The organism is Brumimicrobium oceani, assembly GCF_003143775.1.
In the GTDB taxonomy this organism is placed as follows: Bacteria; Bacteroidota; Bacteroidia; order Flavobacteriales_D; family Crocinitomicaceae; genus Brumimicrobium; species Brumimicrobium oceani.
In genome coordinates this window covers 247,969-271,038 of the sequence record NZ_QFRJ01000001.1, presented here as the reverse complement: position 1 = coordinate 271,038, position 23,070 = coordinate 247,969, and the positions used below count along the sequence as shown (strand labels likewise).

Genomic DNA, 23,070 nt, shown 5'->3' with positions numbered 1-23,070 from the left:
TTCGAGCAATCGATTGTTTATTTTTGCGACTTATTGAAATTCATCATGCAGCTGTCGATCTCATATAAACAAATCTTAAAAGTCGCTTTACCTTTGATGTTAGGAACTTTCATCCAATCAATCGTAATGATCACTGATGCAGCTTTCCTAAGTAGATACAGCACCTTAAGTTTTGACGCAAGCGGAAATGCAGGATTAATTTATGTCACCCTTTTCATGGGGTTAACTGGACTTGGCGATGCATCTCAAATCATCATGGCCCGTAGAATTGGGCAAGGAGAAAACAAAGCATTAAACGCCACGTTTCAATCTGCACTTTTCGTTATTTTCCTTTTTGCCATTTGCTTCTTTTACTTAACACAGAATCATGTTGGGGATATGCTCATGGGATATTCCAAAAACAAAGCTTTAGCCCAAGAGCAAATTGACTTTCTATCTGTTCGATCCTATGGTTTTTTTATGGGTGTGCTAATGCTGGCCTTGAATAGTTTTTTCATGGCCACAGGAAAAACGTGGGTAATCATGGTTAGCACTGCTTTCTTCGCTGTTTCAAATATCATTTTGGATTATCTCTTCATTTTTGGTTTTTGGGATGTAGAACCTATGGGTGTTAAAGGAGCGGCATTAGCTTCAGTTATTTCAGAAGGATTAACAGCTTTAGTCTTATTGGTTTTTCTTTTCTCCTCAAAAGAAAGGAGCATGTATGGGATTTTCTCAAAATTTCAAGTAACCATAAAAAGTCTCGGTCGACTCTTCAGCGTTGGAATGCCCTTAGTTATTCAAGGTTTTTTCGCTTTGGCCACATGGACTATATTCTTTACTTGGATAGAGCAAATGAGCACTTATGACTTAACGGTATCTCAGAATATTCGATCTATTTATTTCTTGGCATTTGTACCCATTTTTGGATTTGGAGCAACAACTAAAACCTATGTTGCACAGTACATGGATTCAAAGGACAAAGCAATCATTCCTAAAGTTGTAAAGAGAATTCAGTTTTTAACCATTTTGTTCCTACTGGCTATTTTTCATGGAGCACTGCTCTACCCAGAACAATTGATCTCTATTATAAATCCCGAGGAGGCTTATTTAGAAGACAGTGCATACATTTTAAGAATGGTTTTTGGTTCTATTTTAATTTTTGGATTATCCACACCTTATTTCCAAACCATCAATGGATCTGGGAACACTAGAGTCAGTTTGCTAATTGAAATCTTCGGAATGATTGTTTATATCGTATATGCTTATCTTACGATTAAGGTATGGAATTGGAGTATTTCGGCAATCTGGACTGTGGAATACCTATACTTTATCTCTTTAGGAGGATTATCTATTTTATATTTATCTATTTTTAATTGGCGAAAAAAAGAATACTAATGAAAGAAAAGAAAGATTTAAATATCGTATTCATGGGAACACCTGAATTTGCGGTAACCATATTAGAAAAACTAATTAAGGAGTCGTATAGTATTAAAGCAGTAGTAACGGCGCCTGATAGACCTGCTGGACGTGGAAGAAAGCTTCAAGGAAGCGCTGTTAAAGAATGTGCGCTTCAACATAACTTACCTGTGCTACAGCCAACGCAATTAAAAGGCCAAGAGTTTATACAAGAATTAACATCTTTTCAGGCAGATCTTTTCATTGTAGTTGCTTTCCGAATGCTGCCAAAAGTAGTTTGGGAAATTCCTACAATGGGGACCTTTAATCTGCACGGATCACTTTTACCTCAATATAGAGGTGCAGCTCCTATCAATTGGGCTGTAATTAATGGAGAAACAGAAACAGGAGTTACGACATTTTTTATTGATGAGAAAATTGATACCGGTCAAACCCTACTGAGCGATAAATTATCTATCGGAGAAAACGAAACAGCTGGGGAATTGCATGACCGTATGATGGTTTTGGGTGCTCAAACTGTAGTAAACACCGTTGAACTTATCAGATTGGGCAATGCACAACCACAGCCACAGCCAGATAGAGATTTAAAATCAGCACCTAAAATCTCCAAACAGGATTGTTTATTAGATCTAAGGAAGCCCGTTAAAGCAATTCATAATTTTATCCGAGGGATGTCACCCTATCCTACTGCCTGGATAAAACTCACACACAAGGAAAGCGGTGAAATAAAAACCCTGAAACTGTTCCGTTCGGAAGTTGTAGATGAACAAAACCATGGTGAACTTGCATTGCTAAACGAGAATAAGAAGTTGATTTTAAAAACCAAATCTGGGGCTTTAAATTTAATTGAAGTTCAATTAGAGGGAAAGAAAAGATTAAATGCTACTTCATTTTTAGCTGGTTTTCCGTTGGACGAATGGCAAATTGTAGATTAAATTCAATATATTTTATTGATTTCCTTTAAATTAAAATGTTTTTAAGCTAGATTTTACCTGGAGCAGCTTATCCAGCTTCACCAACCCTTCCTACGAAACACCTAAAACACTGATTAAAAACGACTTAATTTTTTAAAAAAACTTATCTAAAAGTGTTCAAAAGCGCTATATCTAAAGGTTTTGAGCACTTTTTTTGATAAAAAAGTAAGATTTAATCGACTAATTTTGATTTTTTTTCAGTGAAACACTTGTGAGTAGTGGATATTCCGCTATATTTGCTTAAGTATAATTTTTAACAAATAAAACCATAACTATGAACAAAGCAGAATTGATCGAAGCAATGGCTTCAGAGTCTGGATTGTCAAAAGCAGATTCAAAAAAAGCTTTAGACGCATTTATCAACACAACTACTGATGCATTAAAAAAAGGTGATCGCCTTTCTTTAATTGGATTTGGTTCTTTCTCTATTTCTGAGCGTGCAGCAAGAACTGGAAGAAACCCACAAACTGGAAAAGAAATTCAAATTGCAGCTAAAAAAGTTGTTAAGTTTAAAGCTGGTTCTGAGTTAGCAACTACTGTTAACTAGACAGCAATTCTTTAAAAAAATTGCAGGGAGCCCTAAAAGCTCCCTTTTTTTTGTTTCAAACATTAATCCAATGGAAGAAAAGCTACTAAAAGCACTATATTCAATTATTACTCCTGCGAAAATTGAAAAATTTGAACGCATTGCCGCAGAGCGAACGAAACATGTGACCGTTGCAGTGGAGAATTTATACCAAGAACACAATGCTAGTGCTGTAATGAGAAGTTGCGATTGTTTTGGAATACAAGATTTGCACATCATAGAAAGTGACAATGTTTTTAACGTAAACAAAGACATTGCTTTAGGTGCAGGTCAGTGGGTTAACGACTATCACTATACAGATAAGCTGTACCCCACAACAAATTGTATTCAATCTTTAAAAGATAGAGGTTACAAGATAGCAGCCACTACTCCGCACACAGATGCATACACAATAAACACTGTACCTATTGATGAGCCAATTGCATTCCTTTTCGGTACAGAACAAACCGGCTTGTCTGAAAAAGCACTTGATTTAGCTGATTATTATGTAAAAATCCCGATGGTTGGTTTTACAGAAAGTTTTAATATTTCAGTGTCAGCCGCATTAACGATAAACACAATTCGTACAAGGTTAGAAGCCCAATCAGATTTAAATTGGAAATTATCTCATGAAGAACAAACGAAATTAAAAATTGAATGGTGTAAAAAGATCATTAAAAACTCAGACAATGTGGTTAAGGATTTCATGAGAAGAATTGCCGAGAATGAATAGACGAAAAAGAGAGTATTGTTATTGCATTATGCCTTCTATGGCCTGTTTAGAATCAAAGGAAACTAAATAGCGACAAAACTTCATTAAGACATGTTATTTTTTGTATATTTAGCAAACGAACCAATTAAAAACATAGAATATGGGAAGAGGCGATGTTAAAACGGCAAAAGGAAAACGATTTAGAAGTTCATTTGGTAAGTCTAGACCAAGGAAAGCTGGAACAAATTTCACTATACCTCTAAATGAACCAAAAGAACAGAAAATAGCGAAAACTACAAGCGCTAAAAAAACTACGGCAAAAAAAGCAAAAACTAACAAAACGGAAGAAAAAGAACCCGTTACAAAGAAAACTACTGCAGCTAAAACTGCTGCGAAGAAAACAACAGCTAAAAAGGAAGAAAAACCGAAAGCTAAAGCCAAAGTTGCAGATAAGAAAGAAGAAAAATAAATCCATAAAATTATATCAAGAGTCGTCAAGTTTGTCGACTCTTTTTTTTATTTCATTTTTTCAAAGTTTTAAACAGCGATTCCCACGTAAAAATGCATATTTATTAACATATTTGTAAAAAAAAGAAGCAACATGAAACATAATTTTGGAGCAGGTCCATGTATATTACCTCAAGAGGTATTCAAAGAGGCCGCAGCAGCAGTTCTTGACTTTAACGGATTATCTATATTGGAGGTGTCGCACAGAAGTGCAGACTTCGTTAAAGTTATGGAAGAAGCAAGAGAAAATGTAAAGAAAGCATTAAATGTACCTGAGGGATATACAGTTCTTTTTCTTCAAGGAGGGGCTAGTTTAGGTTTTTTAATTGCCGCTTACAACCTTGCTGGAAAACACAAAAGAGCTGCATACATTAACACTGGTACTTGGGCAACAAAAGCAGTAAAAGAAGGAGCAAACGCTGGTTTAGAAGCAATTCAAATAGCTTCTTCAGAAGACAAAGGATTTAACTATATCCCTGATGCTAGTGAAATTCCAGAAGATATCGACTTCTTACACTACACATCAAATAACACAATAGTGGGTACACAATTTAAATCTATTCCAGAAACAAATGTTCCATTGGTTTGTGATATGTCTTCTGATATATTTTCTCAGCCAATTGACGTTTCTAAATTTGATTTAATTTATGCAGGAGCTCAGAAGAATTTAGGTCCAGCAGGAGCAACATTATATATTGTAAAAGACAGTATTTTAGGAAAATCTTCTCTGCATATCCCAACTTATTTGGATCTAGCTGTTCACGCTAAAAAAGACAGTATGTTTAATACTCCTCCTGTTTATTCAGTATTTGTTTCTAACCTAAACTTGAAGCATTTATTGAAAAATGGAGGTGTTGAAGAAATGGCAAAAAAGAATCAAGCCAAAGCAGATTTATTGTATAACGAAATTGACAACAATCCTAATTTCGAAGGGACTACAGAAGTAAAAGATAGATCACTAATGAATGTTACTTTCCGTCTAACTGACGATAGTAAAAAAGAACGTTTTGATCAATTGTGGAATGATGGAAACATAGTGGGTCTTAAAGGTCACCGTTCTGTTGGTGGTTATAGGGCTTCAATGTACAACGCCTTGGAGTTAAAAAGTGTTGAGGCACTTGTTAGCATTATGAAATCATTATAAAACTAGACTTATTGATATGAAAATATTAGCAAATGACGGCATATCGTCAGCAGGAATAAAAAAATTAGAAGAAGCTGGTTTCACTGTTGTAACAGAGCATGTTGCACAAGACCAGCTTATTGAAACAATCAACAAAGAGAATTATGTAGCTTTACTCGTACGCTCAGCAACCACGGTCAGAAAAGACTTAATCGACGCTTGTCCTGAGTTGAAGTTCATTGGACGTGGTGGAGTTGGTATGGACAATATCGATGTAGCTTACGCAAGAGAAAAAGGTTTAACAGTTGAAAATACACCAGGCGCTTCTTCACAATCTGTGGCGGAACTTACTATGGGAACAATGTATGCTTTGGCGCGCATGACCTACGATTCTTATCAAAACATGCCAAAAACAGGTAACGAAGACTTCAAAACACTAAAAAAGCAGTACAGTAAAGGAACTGAGTTAAGAGGAAAAACACTGTTAGTATACGGATTTGGTCGTATTGGTCAAACTTTAGCAAGCTATGCTTTAGGAGCAGGAATGAAAGTAGTTGGTCTTTCCCTTTATAAAGAGGAAGTTGAGATTCCTATCCAAATTGAAGGTATTGGTGAAGTGGTGGCAAAAATAGAAACGACTACCAATGCAGATGAAGCGATCAGTCAAGCCGATTTCATTTCAATGAATGTGCCTAAGCAAGATGGTAACAAAGCTGTTATTGGAAAAGCTGAATTCGAAAAAATGAAAGATGGAGTTCGCCTTGTTAACGTTGCAAGAGGTGGTGTGATCGACGAGGATGACCTATTAGAAGCACTCAATAATGGAAAAGTTGCAGCTGCTGCACTTGATGTGTTTGAAAATGAGCCTTCTCCTAGAATAGACTTATTGAGTCACCCAAGGATTGCTTGTACTCCGCATATTGGAGGTCAAACTGCCGAGGCACAATCAAGAATTGGAACTGAATTGGCGGATAAAATTATCGCTACTTTGAAGTAAACAACAAAACATATTATATCAAAAAGCGTTTAATCGGAAGGTTGAACGCTTTTTTTTTGGTTTAAATTAAATTCCATACAATGATCCAATCAATAGAATAATACAACTATTAAATTTAAACCTCAATTGGAAAAAGATTTAAACATTTCAGAAGGGTACTCAATGAATTACCTAATTTATGCCATTTTCATTATCGGTTTTGGACTAGCTATGATTTATTTTAATTGGATGATTGCTATTTTAATTCTATTTGTAGGAATTGCACTTTTGTTTACTAAATCAGGTGTCATATTCAGTGCGGATTTAAAGAAATTTAAGTCTTACAAATCATTTTTCGGATTAACAATTGGGTATTCATTCCAATCTTCTGATTTCAATAAAGTTAAATTAAAATACACCAATGAAACTACCAATATATTTAGTCAAGGTGTTGCTAGGGATATTAGGGCAAGAACTTATGATATTGTATTAACTAAAAGTACAAATCAAAAATCTACACTTCATGAATTTACAGAATATAAATTAGCAGAAAAAACCTTTAATATCTTTGTGGAAAAATTAGGATACGAAGGAGTTAATAAATTAGCAGAAATACAAAGTGCTAATCTTAGAAAAAGAAAGAGAGGTAGATAAAGAAAAGATTTAAGCGAAATTCAAGCATGGTTATCCATGAATTACAGCACTAGCATTCACAATAGCTCCCAAAAGTTTATTATCTTTATACATGGTTTAAAATCCAGTTAAAACAATAATTAAAGCAATAAAAATAAGCGCTGCTCTTATTCCATTACTGCTCTTATTCTGAATTGAATAGCCAAATATAAAACACTGAAATGACAATAGAAAAACCTGATAATTTAGTTGAGCTCTTTGAGTCGGCTACTGAGAAATTTGCCAACAATAGACTTTTTGGTACAAAAGACATAAAATCTGGAGAATTTAATTGGATTACTTATTCTGACGTTAAAAAACGTGTAAATAATTTCAGAAGTGCTTTGGCTTCCTTAAACATTCAAAAAGGAGATGCTGTTGGAATTATATCGGGTAACCGAGTAGAATGGGCGGTTGCAGCATTTGCATCTTACGGTTTAGTTGCCCGCTTTGTTCCCATGTACGAAAGTGAAAATCAAAGCACTTGGGAATACATTATAAAAGACGCGGCGGTGAAATTTTTATTGGTCTCCTCCCCTGCTATTTATGAGGAAATTAAACACCTCAAGAATGAAATCGAAACTTTGGAACACATCTATGTTATTGATACAACTGGAGAGCAAAGCATGAAATATTTGGAAGCTCTAGGTGAGAAAGAGAATGTTCCTTCAATTATTCCAAACGTCAGTGATATTGCAGCTTTAATTTATACTTCTGGAACTACTTCAGACCCAAAAGGAGTTTTGTTAACGCACGGAAATTTCGCCTCAAACGCAAGAGCAGGTTACAGACGCTATAAAAATGAACTCGATGAAAATGCGGTAAGTTTATCCATTTTACCCTGGGCACACAGCTATGGTCAAACCGCTGAACTGTACAACTGGCTTTACTTTGGTGGAGCAATCGGATTTATGCAAAACATGGATACTTTGGCAGATGATTTTGTAAAAGTAAAACCAACTTTCTTAATAGCTGTTCCGCGTGTTTTCAATAAAATATATGCTGGAATTCATCAAAAAATGGAAGATGAAGGTGGTTTCAAGTTAAAACTCTTCAATAAAACCTTAAAAGCTGCCAGAGAATATCGTTTGAAAGAAGGAAAAGTAGGATTGGGGACAAAACTCATGTATGGCATTGGAAATAAATTGGTTTTATCGAAAATAAGAGAACGATTTGGAGGTCAGCTCAAAGGAAGTATTACGGGAAGTGCACAAATGAATAATGAAGTAACCTATTTCTTTGCCGATATTGGAGTTGATGTTTACAACTGCTACGGATTGAGTGAAACTTCTCCTGCAATTACCATGAACAGCCCAGAAAGCAACAAAATTGGAAGTGTTGGAAGTGCTTTGGAATTTATTGATATTCGCATTGACAAATCCATGGTTGATGATGATAGTGAAGATGGTGAAATTCAAGTGAAAGGACCAAATCTCATGGTGGGTTATCACAACAAACCGCAAGAAACCAAAGAGGTTTTCACCGAGGATGGTTGGCTAAGAACTGGAGATCGTGGAAAACTAGATAAAGATGGATTTTTATATGTCACCGGTCGTTTCAAAGAACAATACAAACTCGAAAACGGGAAATATGTTTTTCCTTCCGCTATCGAAGAAGACATTGTTTTGTTGCCTTATGTGGAAGCTGCAATGATATATGGTGAAGGAAGACCTTTTAATGTTTGTATTGTTGTTCCAGATCAAGCTGTTTTACGCAAGACTGCTCAATTTTTGGACGTTAAAACAGATGTTACAAAACTCATTCACCTGCCCAATGTTCAAGAATTTATGGCAAAAGAGATTCGTAAAAGTCTAAAAGAAAAATACGGAGGTTATGAAATTCCAAAGCAATTCATTTTCACAGAAGAAGCATTTACAGTGGAGAATGGATTATTAACGCAGACTTTAAAATTAAAGAGACGCTTGGTAATTGAGCGCTATAAGGACCAAATAGAGGCTTTGTATAATTAATTCGATTTTTCAAGAAAACATCAAAAGCTCAGTTTTCTTGAGGAGTATAATTATTGATTATCTTGTCGGAAGCAGGTCAAAATCAAAAACACTTATGTTTCCGACCATCGAAAAAAAGCGAGTTTATAGAAAAACTCTATTTCAACTTCATTTTTAGCCTTCAGCTTAGCTTTTCCTTTATTTTAATACCGTAATTTTGCGACGATAAAATTGAACTTGAGAATTTTCAATATTAAAAAATAATAATCAATACTTTAAAGCATTACTAATTATATGAATTGTTTATTAACTGGAGGATCAGGCATTGTAGGAAGTCACATCATTTTTGAATGGATTCAGAAAGCACTTGTTGAGAAAACTGTAAACCATCTTTTTGTGGTGATTAGAGACAGTGAAAAATCTGCTCAACAACGTTTGGTATACATTCTTCAAGATGAATCTCGTCCTGCTTTTTTGAATCAATTTACTTTGGAAGAATGTTTGGCAAAAGTAACCGTAATTTCTGAAGATTTATCTAGCATTTCTGAAGAGGCTTTAGCGAAATATAATTTTGATACAGTGATTCATTGCGCTGGTTCTACAAGTTTATTGAACACCTCCGATTCTAAATCTAAAGTTCACAATCAAAACTACTTGGTGACGAAGAATTTGTTGGAACAATTGCCGAAATCAGTGAATCGTTTTCTTTATATAAGCACTGCTTATTCTTTTGGAATTCAAAACAGTAAAGTAAATGACAAAATTGAAAACTATTCTGTTAATAAGTTTAGAAATCCATATGAGCAATCAAAATATGAAAGTGAGCGCTATGTAAAGGAAGTTTGTTTAAAAAAGAACATCAAATCTCAAATTTTAAGACCAAGTATTATTTGTGGTCGATTGATAGACAAGCCGTTATTTGAAACGCCAAAATATGACGTATTCTATTCTTGGCCGATATTCTTAGATAAATATGCCAATAAACCAGTCGATAAATTCAGAATTTGGATTGACAAAAAGAGCGGTTTAAATATCGTTCCGGTCGATTTCGTTTCAAAAGCCATTTTATATGCATTTTTGAATCCCGAAATTAAAGAACTAAATATCGTTAATCCAAAGCAAATCTTGCACAAAGATTATGTTGGAAATGTACTTGAATCGTTTAATATTCATTCCTACAAATACGTTGAAGAAAAGCCCGAAAATCAGAATGCCTTTGAGCAATTGTATTACAAAACCCTTGGCGGACTATTTGAAAAATACATTTCCGTTCCAGATTTACAGTTTAAGCCAGATTTAATTTTAAAACTCATCGAACAATTGAAATTAGAAATCACTTTAGGAGTTCACGAAAATTTCATGAATTTGATTAATTTTTCTGTGGAGCAGAAGTTTAAGAAAAGTTATTAGAATATTGAGGAAAGTCTAACCAACTTTCACTGCCTCTCCCCTTCCCATGTAACGCTTCATCAACCAAGCAATAATTAAAGTTGAAAAGAAAGAAAAGCCACCGTACAAAACAGCAATCAATGAAAGTCCGTCGATTTGGATTACATTGTTTGCTAAGAAAATTGCTAAGGCAGAATTTTGCAAGCCCATTTCTATGGCTATCGTGTATTTTCCTTCGTGGTTTATTCCAGCAAAGCCAGAAGTGAAGAATCCAACAAACATCACTAAAACGTTTAAACAAAGTGCTGGTAGTAATAAATCCCAATATTCTAACATGGATTTATCGCCATTTTCTTTTTCGTTGAGAAGCACGAGCAAGAACACAAAAAACATAATTCCTGGCAAAATAAAACGCAATGGTTTCCTTAGTTTATTGACAAAAACAGGAGAATAATGTCTTGCTATTAAGCCAAGCAATACAGGGATAAATACGGTTAATAAAACATCTTTGAAAGTATCAATCATTGATAAATTTACTTCCTTAGTGGAAGTCCAAAACAATGAAAAAGCAAGATCTAAAATAAAAGGAATGGTAAGGATGATTAAAAAGCTATTAAAAGCCGTCATGGAAACGGAAAGTGCTACCCTACCATTCAACATATAGGTTACAATATTGGAAGAAGTTCCTCCTGGACAAGCGGCTATTAGCACAATTCCTAATTGATAAATGGGGTCTAAATCAAAGGCAAAAGCAATTCCAAAACCAATCAGCGGCATGAGAATTAATTGTCCGAATAATCCAAAAAGAACAGCTTTAGGAGAGACAAGAACGCGTTTGAAGTCACTAACAGTAAGACCCAGACCAATCCCAAACATTATTACGGCAATCGAAACTGGCAATAAATAATCTAGGAATGTCTGCATTGAAAATTAGGATTAGTACGCTTTTTTGATTCTATCCATCGCCCTTTGGTCGTCTTTCTCTTTTAAATCTTGACGTTTGTCATACAGTTTTTTACCTTGTGCCAGGGCAATTTCAACTTTCGCATAGCCTTTTTCGTTGATGAAAATTCGAAGTGGAACGATAGTAAAACCTTTCGTTTTCATCTTCTTGTCCAACTTATTGATTTCTTTTCGATTCAACAATAACTTTCTGTCCGCTTTTGCTTTGTGCTGATAAAAAGATGCATTTCCATATTCCGCAATGTGCATATTTCGAAGATAGACTTCGTTATTTTCAATTACACAGAATGCCTCAAGAATACTCGCTTTTCCTAGGCGAATACTTTTAATTTCCGTACCTCCCAATTGAATTCCTGCAACATACTTATCGAGTAGTTGATATTCAAAACGCGCACGTTTATTAACTATATTTATTCTATTTTTATTTGTTGACATATTTAACTTCCCTTGTTGAAATGAGATGATCTAAATCAATTTGATTTAATCGTATTACCCCAAAGTAAAAGAAAATAACTGTAGTTGTCATCAAAACATGACTTAAATCTTCTTTATTAAACCAAAGATGAGGATTCAGTTGAAGTGTGAATATAAAAATTGAAGGAATCAGAATCAAAACCGCATAAACTGTATATTTAAATGAACTTAATCCTTTTCTCCAATAATAAATTCCAAATCCCATACAGAAAAACAGATAAGTAATTACTGCATCAGCCATTACAAACACAAAAGATTGAAGTGAAAGCGCTAAAATTGTAAAAACAATGAATTTGGCATATAAAAACCTAATCATAGCTTTGTATAATTTCGGTCTAATTACATTTAAACTAATCATTGCTTTACCGGCGAAAAATGCAGAAACCAATCCTAAAGTCCATGTTGGAAACTTACCGTAATATCCTGTATATTGAAAAAACACGTGACCAAAGCCACTAAAAAATGTACTGAGTCCAAAAATCAAGAAGAACATTTTCCAGTTTTTCTGAAAATTGGTTTCAACTATTTTCATCTTCGAAAAAATAATAAAACAAGTAATAGCAATGAGCAAATTTGTTACCATTGCCATTGGTTCTTGAAGACAAAGCCCCATGAATTCAAAAGGCAATTTATCCGCAGGGATGTCACATCGATTTTCCATAACTCATTATAAGTCGGCAAAAATAAGCAATTCTTATTAAAAAGGTAGGTTGAATAGAATTCTGTGAGACAAATCATTGTTTTAGTAGAAAACTGGCATTCAATTTTCGATAAAAAAGAAGCTATTTTCATAAAAGCTAATTACTTTTGCAGCCGTGGATTTACCTTCAAAATATTTAAACGAGGCTGTAGAACAGTTTGCTTCTTTGCCAAGCATAGGGAAAAGAAGTGCTTTGCGTTTGGTGCTTGATTTACTTAAACGTTCACCCGAGGAAATAGACCGCTTTTCAAATGCCATCAAAGGAATAAAAGAAAACATAAAATACTGCGAGAATTGCGGTAATATTTCGGACGATAAGAAATGTGTAATTTGCGCAAATCCGGCCCGTGAACACAGAACAGTTTGTGTGGTTGAAGACATTCGCGATATCATGGCTATAGAAGCAACACGCAGTTACAGAGGAATTTATCATGTTTTAGGCGGTGTAATTTCTCCAATGGATGGTCAAGGTCCAGAAGATTTAAACATCCCTACACTACTCACGAAAGTAAGGGAAGATAAAATAGATGAAATTATTTTCGCTTTAAGTTCAACTATGGAAGGTGATACGACAAACTTTTATATCTATAAAAAGATATCACCATCCGACATCACTGTCACGACACTCTCTAGGGGAGTTTCCGTGGGCTCTGAATTGCATTACGCTGATGAATTAACCTTGGGAAGATCAATACTTCAACGACTGCCTTTTGAATCAACATTCAAATCAAAATAAAATTTCTTTTTTTTAAACAATTCTGATATATTTTCTGTAATATTAAGCATATAAAACTAATACGCTTAAATGAAATCATACAATAAACACCTTTTGTTGGTCATCGCAGTTCTGTTTTCTATTTTTAGTTTTGCGCAAGAAATAAACTTTACAGAAGAAGAAAAACAGTGGATTGAAGAGCATCCAATAATAGAATTTGGTTACGATACAAGATGGGAACCCTATGAACTGTTTTCATTTGGACAATATGGTGGAATAGTAAATGACTACATAACAATTCTGGAAGAAAAGACAGGTATAAAAATGGTAGCTCTACCAAAAATGAACTGGGAGAAATCATTTGACGGCTTAATGAATGGCTCAATCATGGTTATTCCAAGTTGTGTATATACAAAAAAGAGAGCTGAATACTTTGACCTATCCGTACCCTATATTGAAGACCCTATTGTTATTGTAGCCAGCAGTTCGTCTCCCTATTTTTCAAAACTGAGTGATCTCAGTGGCAAAACAGTAAGTATTTCCAAAAATTATTACACCAAAGAATTATTAAAAGACTACGATAAAGGGATCAATATAAAAGAATTCGAGAGTATTGAACGCTCATTATTGGCATTACTCAATGGAGAATCTGATGCTTTCGTAGGAAACTTAAATGTTGTTTCCTATTATATTAATCATTATGGTTTTGATAAGCTAAAAATTGTAGGAACAACACCTTTTAAGGATAATGGAATTTGTTTTGCAGTCAATCCAAAATGGTCTGTTTTTACAGGAATAGTCAATAAAGTTATCAAACAAATTTCACCTGAAACAAAACATCAAATAAGAGAAAAATGGATCGCTGGGAAAAACAAGAAACAATATTCCACAAGTCTTTTTATATGGACATCCATACTGATGATCACCTTAATCGTACTTTTGATCATAATTTACTCATTAAATCGAAAACTTAAAGCGCGTCTTAAACATAAAAGAGAAGTACAAAGTCAGCTTAAAAAGTTACTAGCAGAATCCAAAAAAAGCGAGAAAGAAAAGCAGGTATTGCTACAAGAAATTCATCACAGGGTTAAAAACAACCTGCAAATTGTCTCTAGTGTATTGAGTTTACAATCTAACGTATCGAATGATGACAAAACCCGGGAGGCGTTGAAGGAAGCCATGGACAGAATAGCCTCTATTGCACTTGTACATAGAAAGATGTATCAATCACCGGAAAGTAAAATTGTGAACCTTAAGGATTACACAGAATCTTTATTTATTGATATTTGTTCGCAATATCCAAAGGTAAATCATGTTTTACTTGAAATTAAATCAGAGGAGAAAATAACGAGCACATTAAATTCCATCATGCCCTTGGCCCTAATTTTAAATGAGCTCATTACAAACAGTTTAAAATACGCCTTTCACTCACAAGAAAATCCAAAAATATCGATTGAATTTATTAAAGAGGACAACTCGGAAGCTTTAAAGGTTCGATTTACAGATAACGGCTCTTGGATAGAGAGTGAAGTAAGCGACTATTTTGGAACAACTATGATTGAAATTTTCACAGAACAAATTGAAGGAGTTTATACCTTAACCAAAGATAAAAGCTACACAGAATATCTATTTAGTTTTAATGGTATTAGTACAAATTAAAGAGCTCCTAATTTTTGAATTCCTCCTCAAAAAAGGCTTATTTCAAGGGGATAGACATGAAAGAATGCCAGCGCTTATCAAAAGATAATATTTTATAAATTAATCGGATTTTTGGTAAATTGTATGGTTAAAAACCTTATATTGTGTTATCAAATTGAAGGTATGTAACTTACTTTTTTTTACTAACCGAATGTCAACAACATTCACAAATTATTTAACATGGAAGTATTTTTTAACACAGACAACAACATCGAAGGAAAAGAAAGAATTGAATCTTACTTTTCAAACAAAATAAAAGAAGATTTAAGTCGATTCGATGACAGAGTAACGCGCGTAGAGGTTCACCTTTCTGATGAAAATGGGGATAAAGGAGGTGCAAACGATAAGAAATGTATCTTAGAAGTTCGTCCTCAAGGATTAAAGCCAGTTGCAGTATCAAGTCAAGAAAATACAGTTGAGCAAGCAATTAGCGGAGCAACAAAGAAAATGATTAGCAGCTTAACTTCATTGATAGGAAAACTACAAAACCATTAAGAAGCTAAATAAAATAGTTTTAAAAAAGGACGTTCATTTTGAATGTCCTTTTTTTTTGGAGCAATTTGTCGAATTCTACAATTTATCTGCAATGAAATTAATGTCTTAAAAAAGTCATAAATTATATCTTCTTTTTGAATTTTTGAACTTTTCAATTCCTTGCATTTTCAAATTAATCGATAGTCAGATCATATTCGCCCAAAACAACTTTCCATTCTAAACTTTCGGTATATTTCAAAAGATGGGTATTGATTCTTTTTTGGAGCTCATCTTTAATATTGGGCTTCATACCAATTGCATAATATTGCGGATTAAAGGACAATGGTAAAATTTCATAACTATTTAGCGTATCTACTTTCACCAATGCTCTTAACAATGGTAAATCGTAGGCTACTGCATCTACCTCCTCATTCATTAAAGCAGGCAATAGATCTTCTTTACGCTCATACAATATTGAATTGTTATAAAAGTTGTCCTTCATCCACTCATGTGAACTGGATTGCTTTACAGTTCCCAAGTTTTTCTTCTTAAAACTATCAATTGTATTGCTTTGACTTTCTAATTCCGTTACGGTTAATGAAGAAGTTATACTCGCTGTTAACCCCGAAATAATAATTACGGCGGTAAACATCCAAATTAAGGCAACGATTCTTCCACCTGTCGTACGCGGCGACTTATCTCCATAACCAACGGTAGTCATAGTTACAGCTGCCCACCAAAATCCGCTCCAGAGTCCTTTTATGCCCTCACCAAACTCTTCTTGATTGCCTATTCGTTCAAACCTCCAAGTTAAAAATCCAAAAATCAATAATATAAAAACTAAAGAACCTAACGCCCGAAAGAAGTTTAAGGAGAAAAAAGATTCTAAAAATAAGATGGTTTTCTTCCAAGATGAGAGCTCTTTTGTGACGAGTCCACTATGGGCCAAATAGAAGGGCGCTGAAAAATCGACATACTTAGAGCGACTGCTGGTAATTGTTAAAGGGTAAAGTGCCAAATCAATATTTCCAGATTTGAGTTCGTTTAGCAAGTCATTAGACTCAACATGAACATATTCACAATAAAAATCATTGTCATCAACAATATTATACCATAACCAACTTATTGGACCTTGGAGCCTGCTATTTTCCTCGTAAATAAATGGTGCCGAATTCACATACCCTACCTTTAAAGAGTCTTGAGCAAAAGCTTTCTGTCCTAAAACCAGCGTAAATAGAGACAATAAGAAGAAGATTAATCGCATAATAGAAGAATTAAAACATTGAATTTTAGCAAAATTAAAAATAAAGTACTGACAAATAAACTTTAAACACCATTCATCTCCTTATTTCATCTTTTGTCATTAAGAAATTTATGAAGTGAGAAAAAATACGTTTCTTTGAACATAATATCTAAAACTTATATAATGAAAAGAATATTTTCTGCAGCATTAGCAACTACGTTTATATTTGGTTTACATGCTCAAAAAAATAAAATAGACTTCGTTGAGTATGATCTTGATAACGGAATGCACGTCATTCTTCATGAAGACAACTCCACTCCTATTGTAGCGGTATCAGTACTTTATCACGTTGGTTCAAAAAATGAAAATCCTGATCGAACAGGGTTTGCACATTTCTTTGAGCACTTAATGTTTGAAGGAAGTCAAAACATAGAGAGAGGTGAATTTGACCAATACATTGAGAGAAATGGAGGAACCTTAAACGCCAACACATCGCAAGACAGAACATATTATTACGAAATTTTCTCTTCAAACAACTTAGAGTTAGGACTTTGGTTAGAATCTGAAAGATTACTGCACGCCAAAGTTGATAATAAAGGTATTGAGACACAGCGCGAAGTTGTAAAAGAAGAAAAAAGGCAACGCGTAGACAACCAACCTTATGGTTCATTCATGGCTTCAGCTTTTGACCTTTTGTACCAAAAACATCCTTACAAATGGACTCCAATTGGTTACATGGAACACTTAGATGCGGCACAGGAAGAGGATTTTATTAATTTTTACAAAACTTTTTATGTTCCTTCAAACGCTACCCTCTCCATTGCTGGTGACATTAACATTGAAGAAGCTAAAGTTCTAATAGACAAATATTTCGCAACAATCCCTAAAGGTCAGGCAATCAATCTTTACCGTGATTATCTAAATTTGGACAATGAAGCATTCACCGCCCGTTACGGCAAAGGTAAGGCTATTTTCAATTCAGATGATTTCTTTAGTACAACATCAAAGGATGGCGTAGCAATGATTAACGAATACAAGCAAAAAGAGACAGTAATTCCACGTCCAAATATTGTTGAGCCTAAATTAGAAAAGGAAATCGTAGATACTGTTTATGATAACATTCAGTTACCAGCTGTATTTATTGGTTACCATTCGCCAAAACAAAACACGAAAGAAGCCTATGCTTTAGAAATGTTAAATGCCATTATTTCCGGTGGTACTAGTGCCAGAATGAACAAAAATATTGTGGAAGAGAAAGAATTAGCTGTGACTGCATTCTCATTTGCTTTCCCATTAGAAGATCCAGGAATTGCTCTTTTCGCAGGAATTGCGGCAAAAGATGTTGAAATTAATGACCTCAAAGATGCCTTAGATATTGAAATTGAAAGAGCAAAAAGTGAATTAGTTTCTGAAATAGAATTCCAAAAAGTAAAAAATCAATTTGAAAATGACTTTTATTCTTCAAACAGTTCGGTTGCTGGAAAAGCAGAAACTTTAGCGGATAACTATGTGTACTTTAAAAACACAAATCTAATAAACGAACAATTAAGTGTTTATGAAGATATTACACGTGAAGATTTAATGAAAGTTGCTAAAAAGTATTTCACTAAAGACGCAAGATTGGTATTGTACTATTTACCAAAGAAATAACAGATTTAGTAGAACAATAATATTCAAGAAAAGATGAAAATGAAAAATATAATATTAGGAACAGCAATTGCTCTTACGTCTGTATTTGCATTTGGACAAGTTGATCGTTCAAAAGCTCCGGTTCCAGGTCCTGCGCCAGAAATTAATATCCCAGAGCCTATCGTTTTTGATTTAGACAATGGAATGAAGGTAATTCTTTCACCGAATGATAAAATCCCTAAGGTGTCATTTAATCTAGTCATGGGATCAGATCCTAAACTAGAAGGAAATAAAGCTGGTTTATCAGATATTGCAGGTGATCTTTTAATGTCTGGAACAAGTAACAGAACTAAAGATGAGTTTGACAATGAAACAGATTTTATTGGTGCTTATTTATCGGCAAACAGTTCTGGAATATACCTCAGTGTCTTGACAAAACACATGGAGAAAGGGTTAGACTTGATGACAGATGTCATGAAGAACGCAAGTTTTCCAGAAAGTGAATTTGAGCGCATTAAGAAACAATATGAATCTGGTTTATACTCAGTAAAAACTGATCCGAGTTCAATGGTATCAAACGCCATGGCCAAGGCTATCTTTACAAGTAATCACCCATACGGTGAAATTATGACCGAAGAAACATTGAAAAACATCAAGCGTGACGATGTTGTCGAATTTTATAAGAAGCAATACACACCCGCAGGGAGTTACCTAGTTATTGTAGGTGACATTGATGAAGCAGAAGCTAGAAAAATTGCCAGCGAGCGTTTCGGAGAATGGGAAGGCGGTGTTCCTTTTGAAAAAGAATACAGTAAAGGTGTATTGCCTCAAGGAAACAGAGTGATTTTTGTTGAAAAACCAGGAGCAGTTCAATCTGTTATCAGCATTTCTTTTCCAATAGATATGGTACCCGGAGATGAAGACCAAATTAAATTATCAACATTAAATAAGTTGTTTGGTGGTGGCGGTTTTGGAACACGTTTAATGCAAAATTTACGTGAAGATAAAGCATACACGTACGGAGCTTATTCCAATCTTGATGTAGATAGAAAAGGAAGTTATATAAATGCACAAGGAAGTTTTAGAAATGAGGTATCTGATTCTGCAATTACGCAATTCTTATATGAGTTCGATAGAATCACGGAAGAAATGGTCACTGAAGAGGAATTAGAATTAAACAAAGCTTCTATGGCTGGTAGTTTTGCTAGAACTTTGGAATCTCCTCGTACAATTGCCAACTTTGCTTTGAGTACTTACAGAAATGATTTGCCTGCCGATTATTATCAAACTTATCTTCAAAAATTAAGCAATGTTTCGCAAGAAGATATTATGAAAATGGCAACAGATTATGTAAAGCCAAATAATTTAAACATCATTGTTGTTGGAAATGAAGAGATATTAGAAAATTTAAAACAATTTGACGCTGATGGAAACATAGAAATCTTTGATGCTTTTGGTGATCCAAAAATCGAAAATACACTACAACCAGCGGACATTTCTAAGCAAGAGGTATTTGAAAATTACTTGATGGCTGTTACCCAAACTTCGAAAATGAAGAAAGCAAATAAAAAAATCAGCAAAGTAAAAACAATGAAAAGAGATGCCGTTGTTGTTCCTAATCAAGCTCCAATGGAATTAAAAATGACAACTTATTTCAAGGCACCAAATATGACTGCATCTAAAATGGAATTCAACGGAATGGTTCTCCAAGAAGAAAAGTTCAATGGTTCTGCAGGAGTAACAAAGATGATGAATCAGCAAGGTGGTTTTGATACTGTTGAATTAACGAAAGAAGAGGTGACCAACAAAAACAAGACAGCCTCTATTTTCCCTGAATATAGCTTATTGGATAACGAAGAAGATTTTGAGCTATTGGGAATTGAAGTTAAAGACGGAGTTGAAATGTATGTAATAAGATATACAATTGGTAAAACAACTACGACAACACATTACAATAAGGAAACTTCACTAAAAGCGTATTCTGAAACACTTGAAGTTACAGAAGAAGGACCTCAAAGCATTGTTTCTGTGTACAGTCAATTTACTGATTACAAAGGATTCCTATTCCCAAAAAAGACATCACAAATGGTCGAATCTGTTGGAATGACAGCGACAATTAAAGATGTAGAGATTAATGGTAAAATTGATGCTAAGAAGTTTGAAGTGGATTAATTACACTGCTTTTTAAACAACTTAAATGCGGTTCTTCGGAGCCGCATTTTTTTTGTATCCAAGAAATAAACCTTATGAAATCGAAGCTATAATCTTTAGTTATTATGGTTCTATATGAAATACTGCGGGTAATCAATTTTAATCCTTAGAAAAATTAATGGTTCTACTGCGAAATTAAATGTAACCTATACGATTTATATTTTAAAGTATTTATCAAAATTATAATTACATTTTCACAAGCAAGCACATGGTGGTCTGTATTTCAACTGATTAGTTTCGGAGGGACGGCATATTAATAGCCAAACACGTAAGTCCTTGGTTTAAAACAAATAGATATAATACAAAACCCCACAAAATCGTATAGAACCGTTACTATTTATAGTTTGCGATTAAAAACTCAACATATTGATGGATTTTTGTTCCCCAATAATAAGGTAAATTCATGAGATAATATTCTTTTCCTTTAGGTGTTTTTGATTTTATCACACTAAACTCTCCACCATACATCCGAACACCATAAGGATGTTTAGAACGATCAATAAACTCATGTAAAGATCTCAAAGTTCCTGTTTTACCTGATCTGAATTCAATTGGTATCAATATGTTTTTATGATTTAATATTAAAGCAAGCTCAGCTGTTGATTGTGATTTTTCACGAACCCAAAAGTTAGGCAATTCAGATTTAAATGTTTGCAATGAAATAACCTCTTGTGTAATTATATGAGGTAATAAAGAACCTTTGTAGCTTTCGCTTAAATCCTCGTTAAGAATTAAGTCGGGTGCAATTTTCAATGTGTAATTAACCAAGCCTGTATCTAATATTTGCAAACGTGGAGACTTCTTTAAATCTGGAATTGCAGGAAAATCTGTTGAAGTAGTTGGGTAAATTAATTGTATCACTTTTGCGCTTGTCAAATCTCTAAAGGCCTCACCAACCTCTCTTGATTTATAGTTAGAATTTCCGAAATTTTGAAATTTGATTCTTTCGTCAAGATAAAAAGGCGCTGTATTAATTATATGATTTAACACCTTCGTTGAAACGCTACCTTTAGAGTATTTTGCTACATCACTTTTATAAGATGCCCAAATACTCTCATATATTTCAGGTAAAATTGTTAAATCATTAGATTCAATAAAGCTTTTAATGACTTCTGGCATTCCACCAATGATTGCATATTGATGGAATTCTTTCATCAAAATATCGTGTGCATATTATTTTACTGGAATAGTATCCAATTCTTTTACAATTGATTTATTTGAGATAGCCAAAAGATATTCTCTGAAATTAAATGGATTTAAATATAAAAACTCAACCCTGCCAACCGGGAAACTTTCAACCTTATCCAAAGCAAATTCAAGTAATGAACCGGCAGCTATGATATGTAAATCGGGAGATTCTTCATAAAAATACCTTAATAACTGAATTGCTTTCGGAACTTCATGAATTTCATCAATTAACAAAAGGGTATCATTTTTTTGCTTAAGTTTAATTCCATTGGCTAGAAATAAAGTATTGATAATCTCACTAATGTTATCCGTTTTCAAGAAGTAGTTAGCGTGCTCTGATTTCTCTAGATTTAAATAGATGAAGTTTTGATATGTTTCTCCAAATTTTTTCACAAGGGTTGTTTTCCCCACTTGTCTAGCACCACGCAATATTAAAGGCTTTCTGTTTCTCTTCTCCTTCCAAGCTTCTAAATTCTTAAACCTTTCTCTTTTCAGTACTATGAATTACAGTAAATTATTCGTTATCATTGACAAACGTAACAAAACAAACTCAATTTTCAGAAAACAATGTAATAAACCAAGGGCAATTTTGAGACAACAGTGTAACAGAACAAGGGAAATTTTTGATAAATAGTATAACAAACCAAGGGCAATCTAATCAATTAATATGTCTTATGGAACTATAAACTTGATGTCTATCATGAAAGATGGTAATAATCAAAGCAAAATAAGAGGAAATGAGACATTAGATTTAGAAGCTTCGGATAAATTGAATCAGTTCCCTACTCCATATTTGATCAGAGGATAAAATCGACTGTAAAGAAATAAGTTTTTAGTATCTTTGCAAAAAGAAAAAATATGAGCACAATCGTTTCTCCTTCCGTATTATCAGCTGATTTCGCTAACCTAGAGCGTGATGTAAAAATGTTAAATAGTAGTAGCGCAGAATGGTTGCACATCGACATTATGGATGGACAATTTGTTCCTAATATTTCGTTTGGTTTGCCAGTGATGAAAGCAATTCACAAACACGCAACTAAACCCTTGGATGTGCACCTGATGATTGCCACTCCTGATGATTATATAGATGACTTTAAAGATGCTGGTGCAGCCATTTTAACTGTACATTACGAAAGCTGTCCTCATCTCCACAGAACATTACAACGCATAAAATCAGCTGGAATGAAAACAGGTGTTGCTTTAAATCCACATACCCCCGTTGATTTACTTAAAGACATTCTTCATGATATTGATTTAGTTTTAATCATGTCTGTTAACCCAGGATTTGGTGGGCAAAAATTCATTTCTCAGTCCGTTGAAAAAGTACGAAGTTTAAAATCCATGATCACAGAGACCAAGGCCAAAACCTTAATCGAAGTAGATGGTGGTGTAAATTTAGACACTGGAAAATTATTAGTAGATGCAGGAGCAGACGCACTCGTGGCGGGAAGCTTTGTATTTGGCTCTGAGAACCCAGTTGAAACTATTCAAAAGTTAGGGCACTTGTAAT

The 23,070-nt window shown here is 34.1% G+C and carries 23 protein-coding genes; 17 read left to right on the top strand and 6 right to left on the bottom strand.

Annotation, left to right across the window (positions count from 1 at the left end; translation table 11 throughout):
* The first annotated feature begins 45 nt into the window (after positions 1 to 45).
* The 10 genes from DIT68_RS01175 to DIT68_RS01130 all read left to right on the top strand — a co-directional run bounded on the left by DIT68_RS01175 (position 46) and on the right by DIT68_RS01130 (position 10,286).
* Positions 46 to 1,377: an MATE family efflux transporter gene (locus DIT68_RS01175; protein WP_109357980.1), complete on the top strand. Its 1,332-nt coding sequence runs from the start codon at positions 46 to 48 to the stop codon at positions 1,375 to 1,377.
* Positions 1,377 to 2,333 (top strand): methionyl-tRNA formyltransferase, encoded by a 957-nt coding sequence (fmt, locus tag DIT68_RS01170; protein ID WP_109357979.1) that lies wholly within the window; start codon positions 1,377 to 1,379, stop codon positions 2,331 to 2,333. Before DIT68_RS01175 ends, fmt begins: the two co-directional genes overlap by 1 nt.
* Before the next feature lie 313 nt (positions 2,334 to 2,646).
* Complete coding sequence (locus DIT68_RS01165; protein WP_109357978.1) at positions 2,647 to 2,919, top strand: HU family DNA-binding protein; 273 nt, start codon at positions 2,647 to 2,649, stop codon at positions 2,917 to 2,919.
* Between the two features lie 70 nt (positions 2,920 to 2,989).
* Complete coding sequence (locus DIT68_RS01160; protein WP_109357977.1) at positions 2,990 to 3,670, top strand: TrmH family RNA methyltransferase; 681 nt, start codon at positions 2,990 to 2,992, stop codon at positions 3,668 to 3,670.
* 139 nt (positions 3,671 to 3,809) lie between these two features.
* Positions 3,810 to 4,118, top strand: a complete 309-nt coding sequence (locus DIT68_RS01155; protein WP_109357976.1) for a 30S ribosomal protein THX — start codon at positions 3,810 to 3,812, stop codon at positions 4,116 to 4,118.
* Between the two features lie 132 nt (positions 4,119 to 4,250).
* Positions 4,251 to 5,300, top strand: coding sequence for a 3-phosphoserine/phosphohydroxythreonine transaminase (gene serC, locus DIT68_RS01150; RefSeq protein WP_109357975.1), 1,050 nt, complete (start codon positions 4,251 to 4,253; stop codon positions 5,298 to 5,300).
* 16 nt (positions 5,301 to 5,316) lie between these two features.
* Complete coding sequence (locus DIT68_RS01145) at positions 5,317 to 6,276, top strand: D-2-hydroxyacid dehydrogenase (RefSeq protein WP_109357974.1); 960 nt, start codon at positions 5,317 to 5,319, stop codon at positions 6,274 to 6,276.
* Between the two features lie 162 nt (positions 6,277 to 6,438).
* A complete protein-coding gene (locus DIT68_RS01140) occupies positions 6,439 to 6,909 on the top strand; it encodes a hypothetical protein (RefSeq protein ID WP_146194084.1) in 471 nt (156 codons plus the stop codon).
* 200 nt (positions 6,910 to 7,109) lie between these two features.
* On the top strand, positions 7,110 to 8,897 hold the full coding sequence (locus DIT68_RS01135; RefSeq protein WP_109357972.1) for an AMP-dependent synthetase/ligase: 1,788 nt from the start codon (positions 7,110 to 7,112) through the stop codon (positions 8,895 to 8,897).
* 273 nt (positions 8,898 to 9,170) lie between these two features.
* Positions 9,171 to 10,286: an SDR family oxidoreductase gene (locus tag DIT68_RS01130; protein ID WP_109357971.1), complete on the top strand. Its 1,116-nt coding sequence runs from the start codon at positions 9,171 to 9,173 to the stop codon at positions 10,284 to 10,286.
* 15 nt (positions 10,287 to 10,301) lie between these two features.
* On the opposite strand, the gene DIT68_RS01125 is transcribed toward DIT68_RS01130, so the two are convergent.
* From DIT68_RS01125 to DIT68_RS01115, 3 genes are read right to left on the bottom strand one after another with little or no spacing between them, the layout of a single operon-like run.
* Positions 10,302 to 11,189, bottom strand: a complete 888-nt coding sequence (locus tag DIT68_RS01125) for a bile acid:sodium symporter family protein (RefSeq protein ID WP_109357970.1) — start codon at positions 11,187 to 11,189, stop codon at positions 10,302 to 10,304.
* Between the two features lie 12 nt (positions 11,190 to 11,201).
* A complete protein-coding gene (gene smpB, locus DIT68_RS01120; RefSeq protein ID WP_109357969.1) occupies positions 11,202 to 11,663 on the bottom strand; it encodes an SsrA-binding protein SmpB in 462 nt (153 codons plus the stop codon).
* A complete protein-coding gene (locus DIT68_RS01115) occupies positions 11,650 to 12,363 on the bottom strand; it encodes a DUF6962 family protein (RefSeq protein ID WP_109357968.1) in 714 nt (237 codons plus the stop codon). The genes smpB and DIT68_RS01115 overlap by 14 nt, the downstream gene beginning before the upstream one ends.
* 154 nt (positions 12,364 to 12,517) lie before the next feature.
* Here DIT68_RS01115 and recR point away from each other — a divergent pair, with 154 nt between their 5' ends.
* From recR to DIT68_RS01100, 3 genes are all read left to right on the top strand, one after another.
* Entirely contained in the window at positions 12,518 to 13,138 is a 621-nt protein-coding gene (gene recR, locus DIT68_RS01110; RefSeq protein ID WP_109357967.1) for a recombination mediator RecR, read from the top strand.
* Between the two features lie 69 nt (positions 13,139 to 13,207).
* A complete protein-coding gene (locus DIT68_RS01105; protein ID WP_109357966.1) occupies positions 13,208 to 14,776 on the top strand; it encodes a histidine kinase dimerization/phosphoacceptor domain -containing protein in 1,569 nt (522 codons plus the stop codon).
* Positions 14,777 to 14,995: 219 nt separating this feature from the next.
* Positions 14,996 to 15,310 carry an HPF/RaiA family ribosome-associated protein gene (locus DIT68_RS01100; protein WP_109357965.1) on the top strand — a complete coding sequence of 105 codons (315 nt, stop codon included), beginning with the start codon at positions 14,996 to 14,998 and terminating at the stop codon, positions 15,308 to 15,310.
* 172 nt (positions 15,311 to 15,482) lie between these two features.
* Here the strand turns inward: DIT68_RS01100 and DIT68_RS01095 are convergent, their stop codons facing one another.
* The gene (locus tag DIT68_RS01095) at positions 15,483 to 16,553 is read right to left on the bottom strand and encodes a substrate-binding periplasmic protein (RefSeq protein WP_109357964.1); all 1,071 of its coding nucleotides are present in this window, start codon (positions 16,551 to 16,553) and stop codon (positions 15,483 to 15,485) included.
* A 162-nt stretch (positions 16,554 to 16,715) separates the two neighbouring features.
* On the opposite strand from DIT68_RS01095, the gene DIT68_RS01090 reads away from it, so the two are divergent.
* Together DIT68_RS01090 and DIT68_RS01085 are read left to right on the top strand one after the other, a co-directional pair.
* Positions 16,716 to 18,182 carry a M16 family metallopeptidase gene (locus DIT68_RS01090; RefSeq protein ID WP_109357963.1) on the top strand — a complete coding sequence of 489 codons (1,467 nt, stop codon included), beginning with the start codon at positions 16,716 to 16,718 and terminating at the stop codon, positions 18,180 to 18,182.
* A gap of 39 nt (positions 18,183 to 18,221) precedes the next feature.
* A complete protein-coding gene (locus tag DIT68_RS01085) occupies positions 18,222 to 20,333 on the top strand; it encodes a M16 family metallopeptidase (RefSeq protein WP_158276083.1) in 2,112 nt (703 codons plus the stop codon).
* 372 nt (positions 20,334 to 20,705) lie between these two features.
* Here DIT68_RS01085 and DIT68_RS16470 read toward each other — a convergent pair whose 3' ends face one another.
* Positions 20,706 to 21,527: a DUF4143 domain-containing protein gene (locus DIT68_RS16470; protein ID WP_233244128.1), complete on the bottom strand. Its 822-nt coding sequence runs from the start codon at positions 21,525 to 21,527 to the stop codon at positions 20,706 to 20,708.
* 18 nt (positions 21,528 to 21,545) lie between these two features.
* Positions 21,546 to 22,055, bottom strand: coding sequence for an ATP-binding protein (locus DIT68_RS16465; RefSeq protein WP_255411148.1), 510 nt, complete (start codon positions 22,053 to 22,055; stop codon positions 21,546 to 21,548).
* 172 nt (positions 22,056 to 22,227) lie between these two features.
* Between DIT68_RS16465 and DIT68_RS16235 the strand changes: the two genes are divergently transcribed.
* On the top strand, positions 22,228 to 22,368 hold the full coding sequence (locus tag DIT68_RS16235) for a hypothetical protein (protein ID WP_158276082.1): 141 nt from the start codon (positions 22,228 to 22,230) through the stop codon (positions 22,366 to 22,368).
* Between the two features lie 50 nt (positions 22,369 to 22,418).
* Entirely contained in the window at positions 22,419 to 23,069 is a 651-nt protein-coding gene (gene rpe, locus DIT68_RS01075) for a ribulose-phosphate 3-epimerase (protein WP_109357961.1), read from the top strand.
* The last annotated feature ends 1 nt before the right edge of the window (position 23,070 follow it).

What these genes read in the sequence shown, in the direction of transcription:
- rpe (WP_109357961.1), top strand. Translation starts at nt 22,419, where the DNA reads ATGAGCACAATCGTTTCTCCTTCCGTATTATCAGCTGATTTCGCTAAC.
- DIT68_RS01175 (WP_109357980.1), top strand. Translation starts at nt 46, where the DNA reads ATGCAGCTGTCGATCTCATATAAACAAATCTTAAAAGTCGCTTTACCT.
- DIT68_RS01140 (WP_146194084.1), top strand. Translation starts at nt 6,439, where the DNA reads ATGAATTACCTAATTTATGCCATTTTCATTATCGGTTTTGGACTAGCT.
- DIT68_RS01125 (WP_109357970.1), bottom strand. Translation starts at nt 11,189, where the DNA reads ATGCAGACATTCCTAGATTATTTATTGCCAGTTTCGATTGCCGTAATA.
- DIT68_RS01145 (WP_109357974.1), top strand. Translation starts at nt 5,317, where the DNA reads ATGAAAATATTAGCAAATGACGGCATATCGTCAGCAGGAATAAAAAAA.
- fmt (WP_109357979.1), top strand. Translation starts at nt 1,377, where the DNA reads ATGAAAGAAAAGAAAGATTTAAATATCGTATTCATGGGAACACCTGAA.
- serC (WP_109357975.1), top strand. Translation starts at nt 4,251, where the DNA reads ATGAAACATAATTTTGGAGCAGGTCCATGTATATTACCTCAAGAGGTA.
- DIT68_RS01115 (WP_109357968.1), bottom strand. Translation starts at nt 12,363, where the DNA reads ATGGAAAATCGATGTGACATCCCTGCGGATAAATTGCCTTTTGAATTC.
- DIT68_RS01155 (WP_109357976.1), top strand. Translation starts at nt 3,810, where the DNA reads ATGGGAAGAGGCGATGTTAAAACGGCAAAAGGAAAACGATTTAGAAGT.
- DIT68_RS01105 (WP_109357966.1), top strand. Translation starts at nt 13,208, where the DNA reads ATGAAATCATACAATAAACACCTTTTGTTGGTCATCGCAGTTCTGTTT.
- DIT68_RS01135 (WP_109357972.1), top strand. Translation starts at nt 7,110, where the DNA reads ATGACAATAGAAAAACCTGATAATTTAGTTGAGCTCTTTGAGTCGGCT.
- DIT68_RS16235 (WP_158276082.1), top strand. Translation starts at nt 22,228, where the DNA reads ATGTCTTATGGAACTATAAACTTGATGTCTATCATGAAAGATGGTAAT.
- DIT68_RS01160 (WP_109357977.1), top strand. Translation starts at nt 2,990, where the DNA reads ATGGAAGAAAAGCTACTAAAAGCACTATATTCAATTATTACTCCTGCG.
- DIT68_RS01100 (WP_109357965.1), top strand. Translation starts at nt 14,996, where the DNA reads ATGGAAGTATTTTTTAACACAGACAACAACATCGAAGGAAAAGAAAGA.
- DIT68_RS01165 (WP_109357978.1), top strand. Translation starts at nt 2,647, where the DNA reads ATGAACAAAGCAGAATTGATCGAAGCAATGGCTTCAGAGTCTGGATTG.
- DIT68_RS16470 (WP_233244128.1), bottom strand. Translation starts at nt 21,527, where the DNA reads ATGAAAGAATTCCATCAATATGCAATCATTGGTGGAATGCCAGAAGTC.
- DIT68_RS01090 (WP_109357963.1), top strand. Translation starts at nt 16,716, where the DNA reads ATGAAAAGAATATTTTCTGCAGCATTAGCAACTACGTTTATATTTGGT.
- DIT68_RS01085 (WP_158276083.1), top strand. Translation starts at nt 18,222, where the DNA reads ATGAAAAATATAATATTAGGAACAGCAATTGCTCTTACGTCTGTATTT.
- smpB (WP_109357969.1), bottom strand. Translation starts at nt 11,663, where the DNA reads ATGTCAACAAATAAAAATAGAATAAATATAGTTAATAAACGTGCGCGT.
- DIT68_RS01130 (WP_109357971.1), top strand. Translation starts at nt 9,171, where the DNA reads ATGAATTGTTTATTAACTGGAGGATCAGGCATTGTAGGAAGTCACATC.
- DIT68_RS01095 (WP_109357964.1), bottom strand. Translation starts at nt 16,553, where the DNA reads ATGCGATTAATCTTCTTCTTATTGTCTCTATTTACGCTGGTTTTAGGA.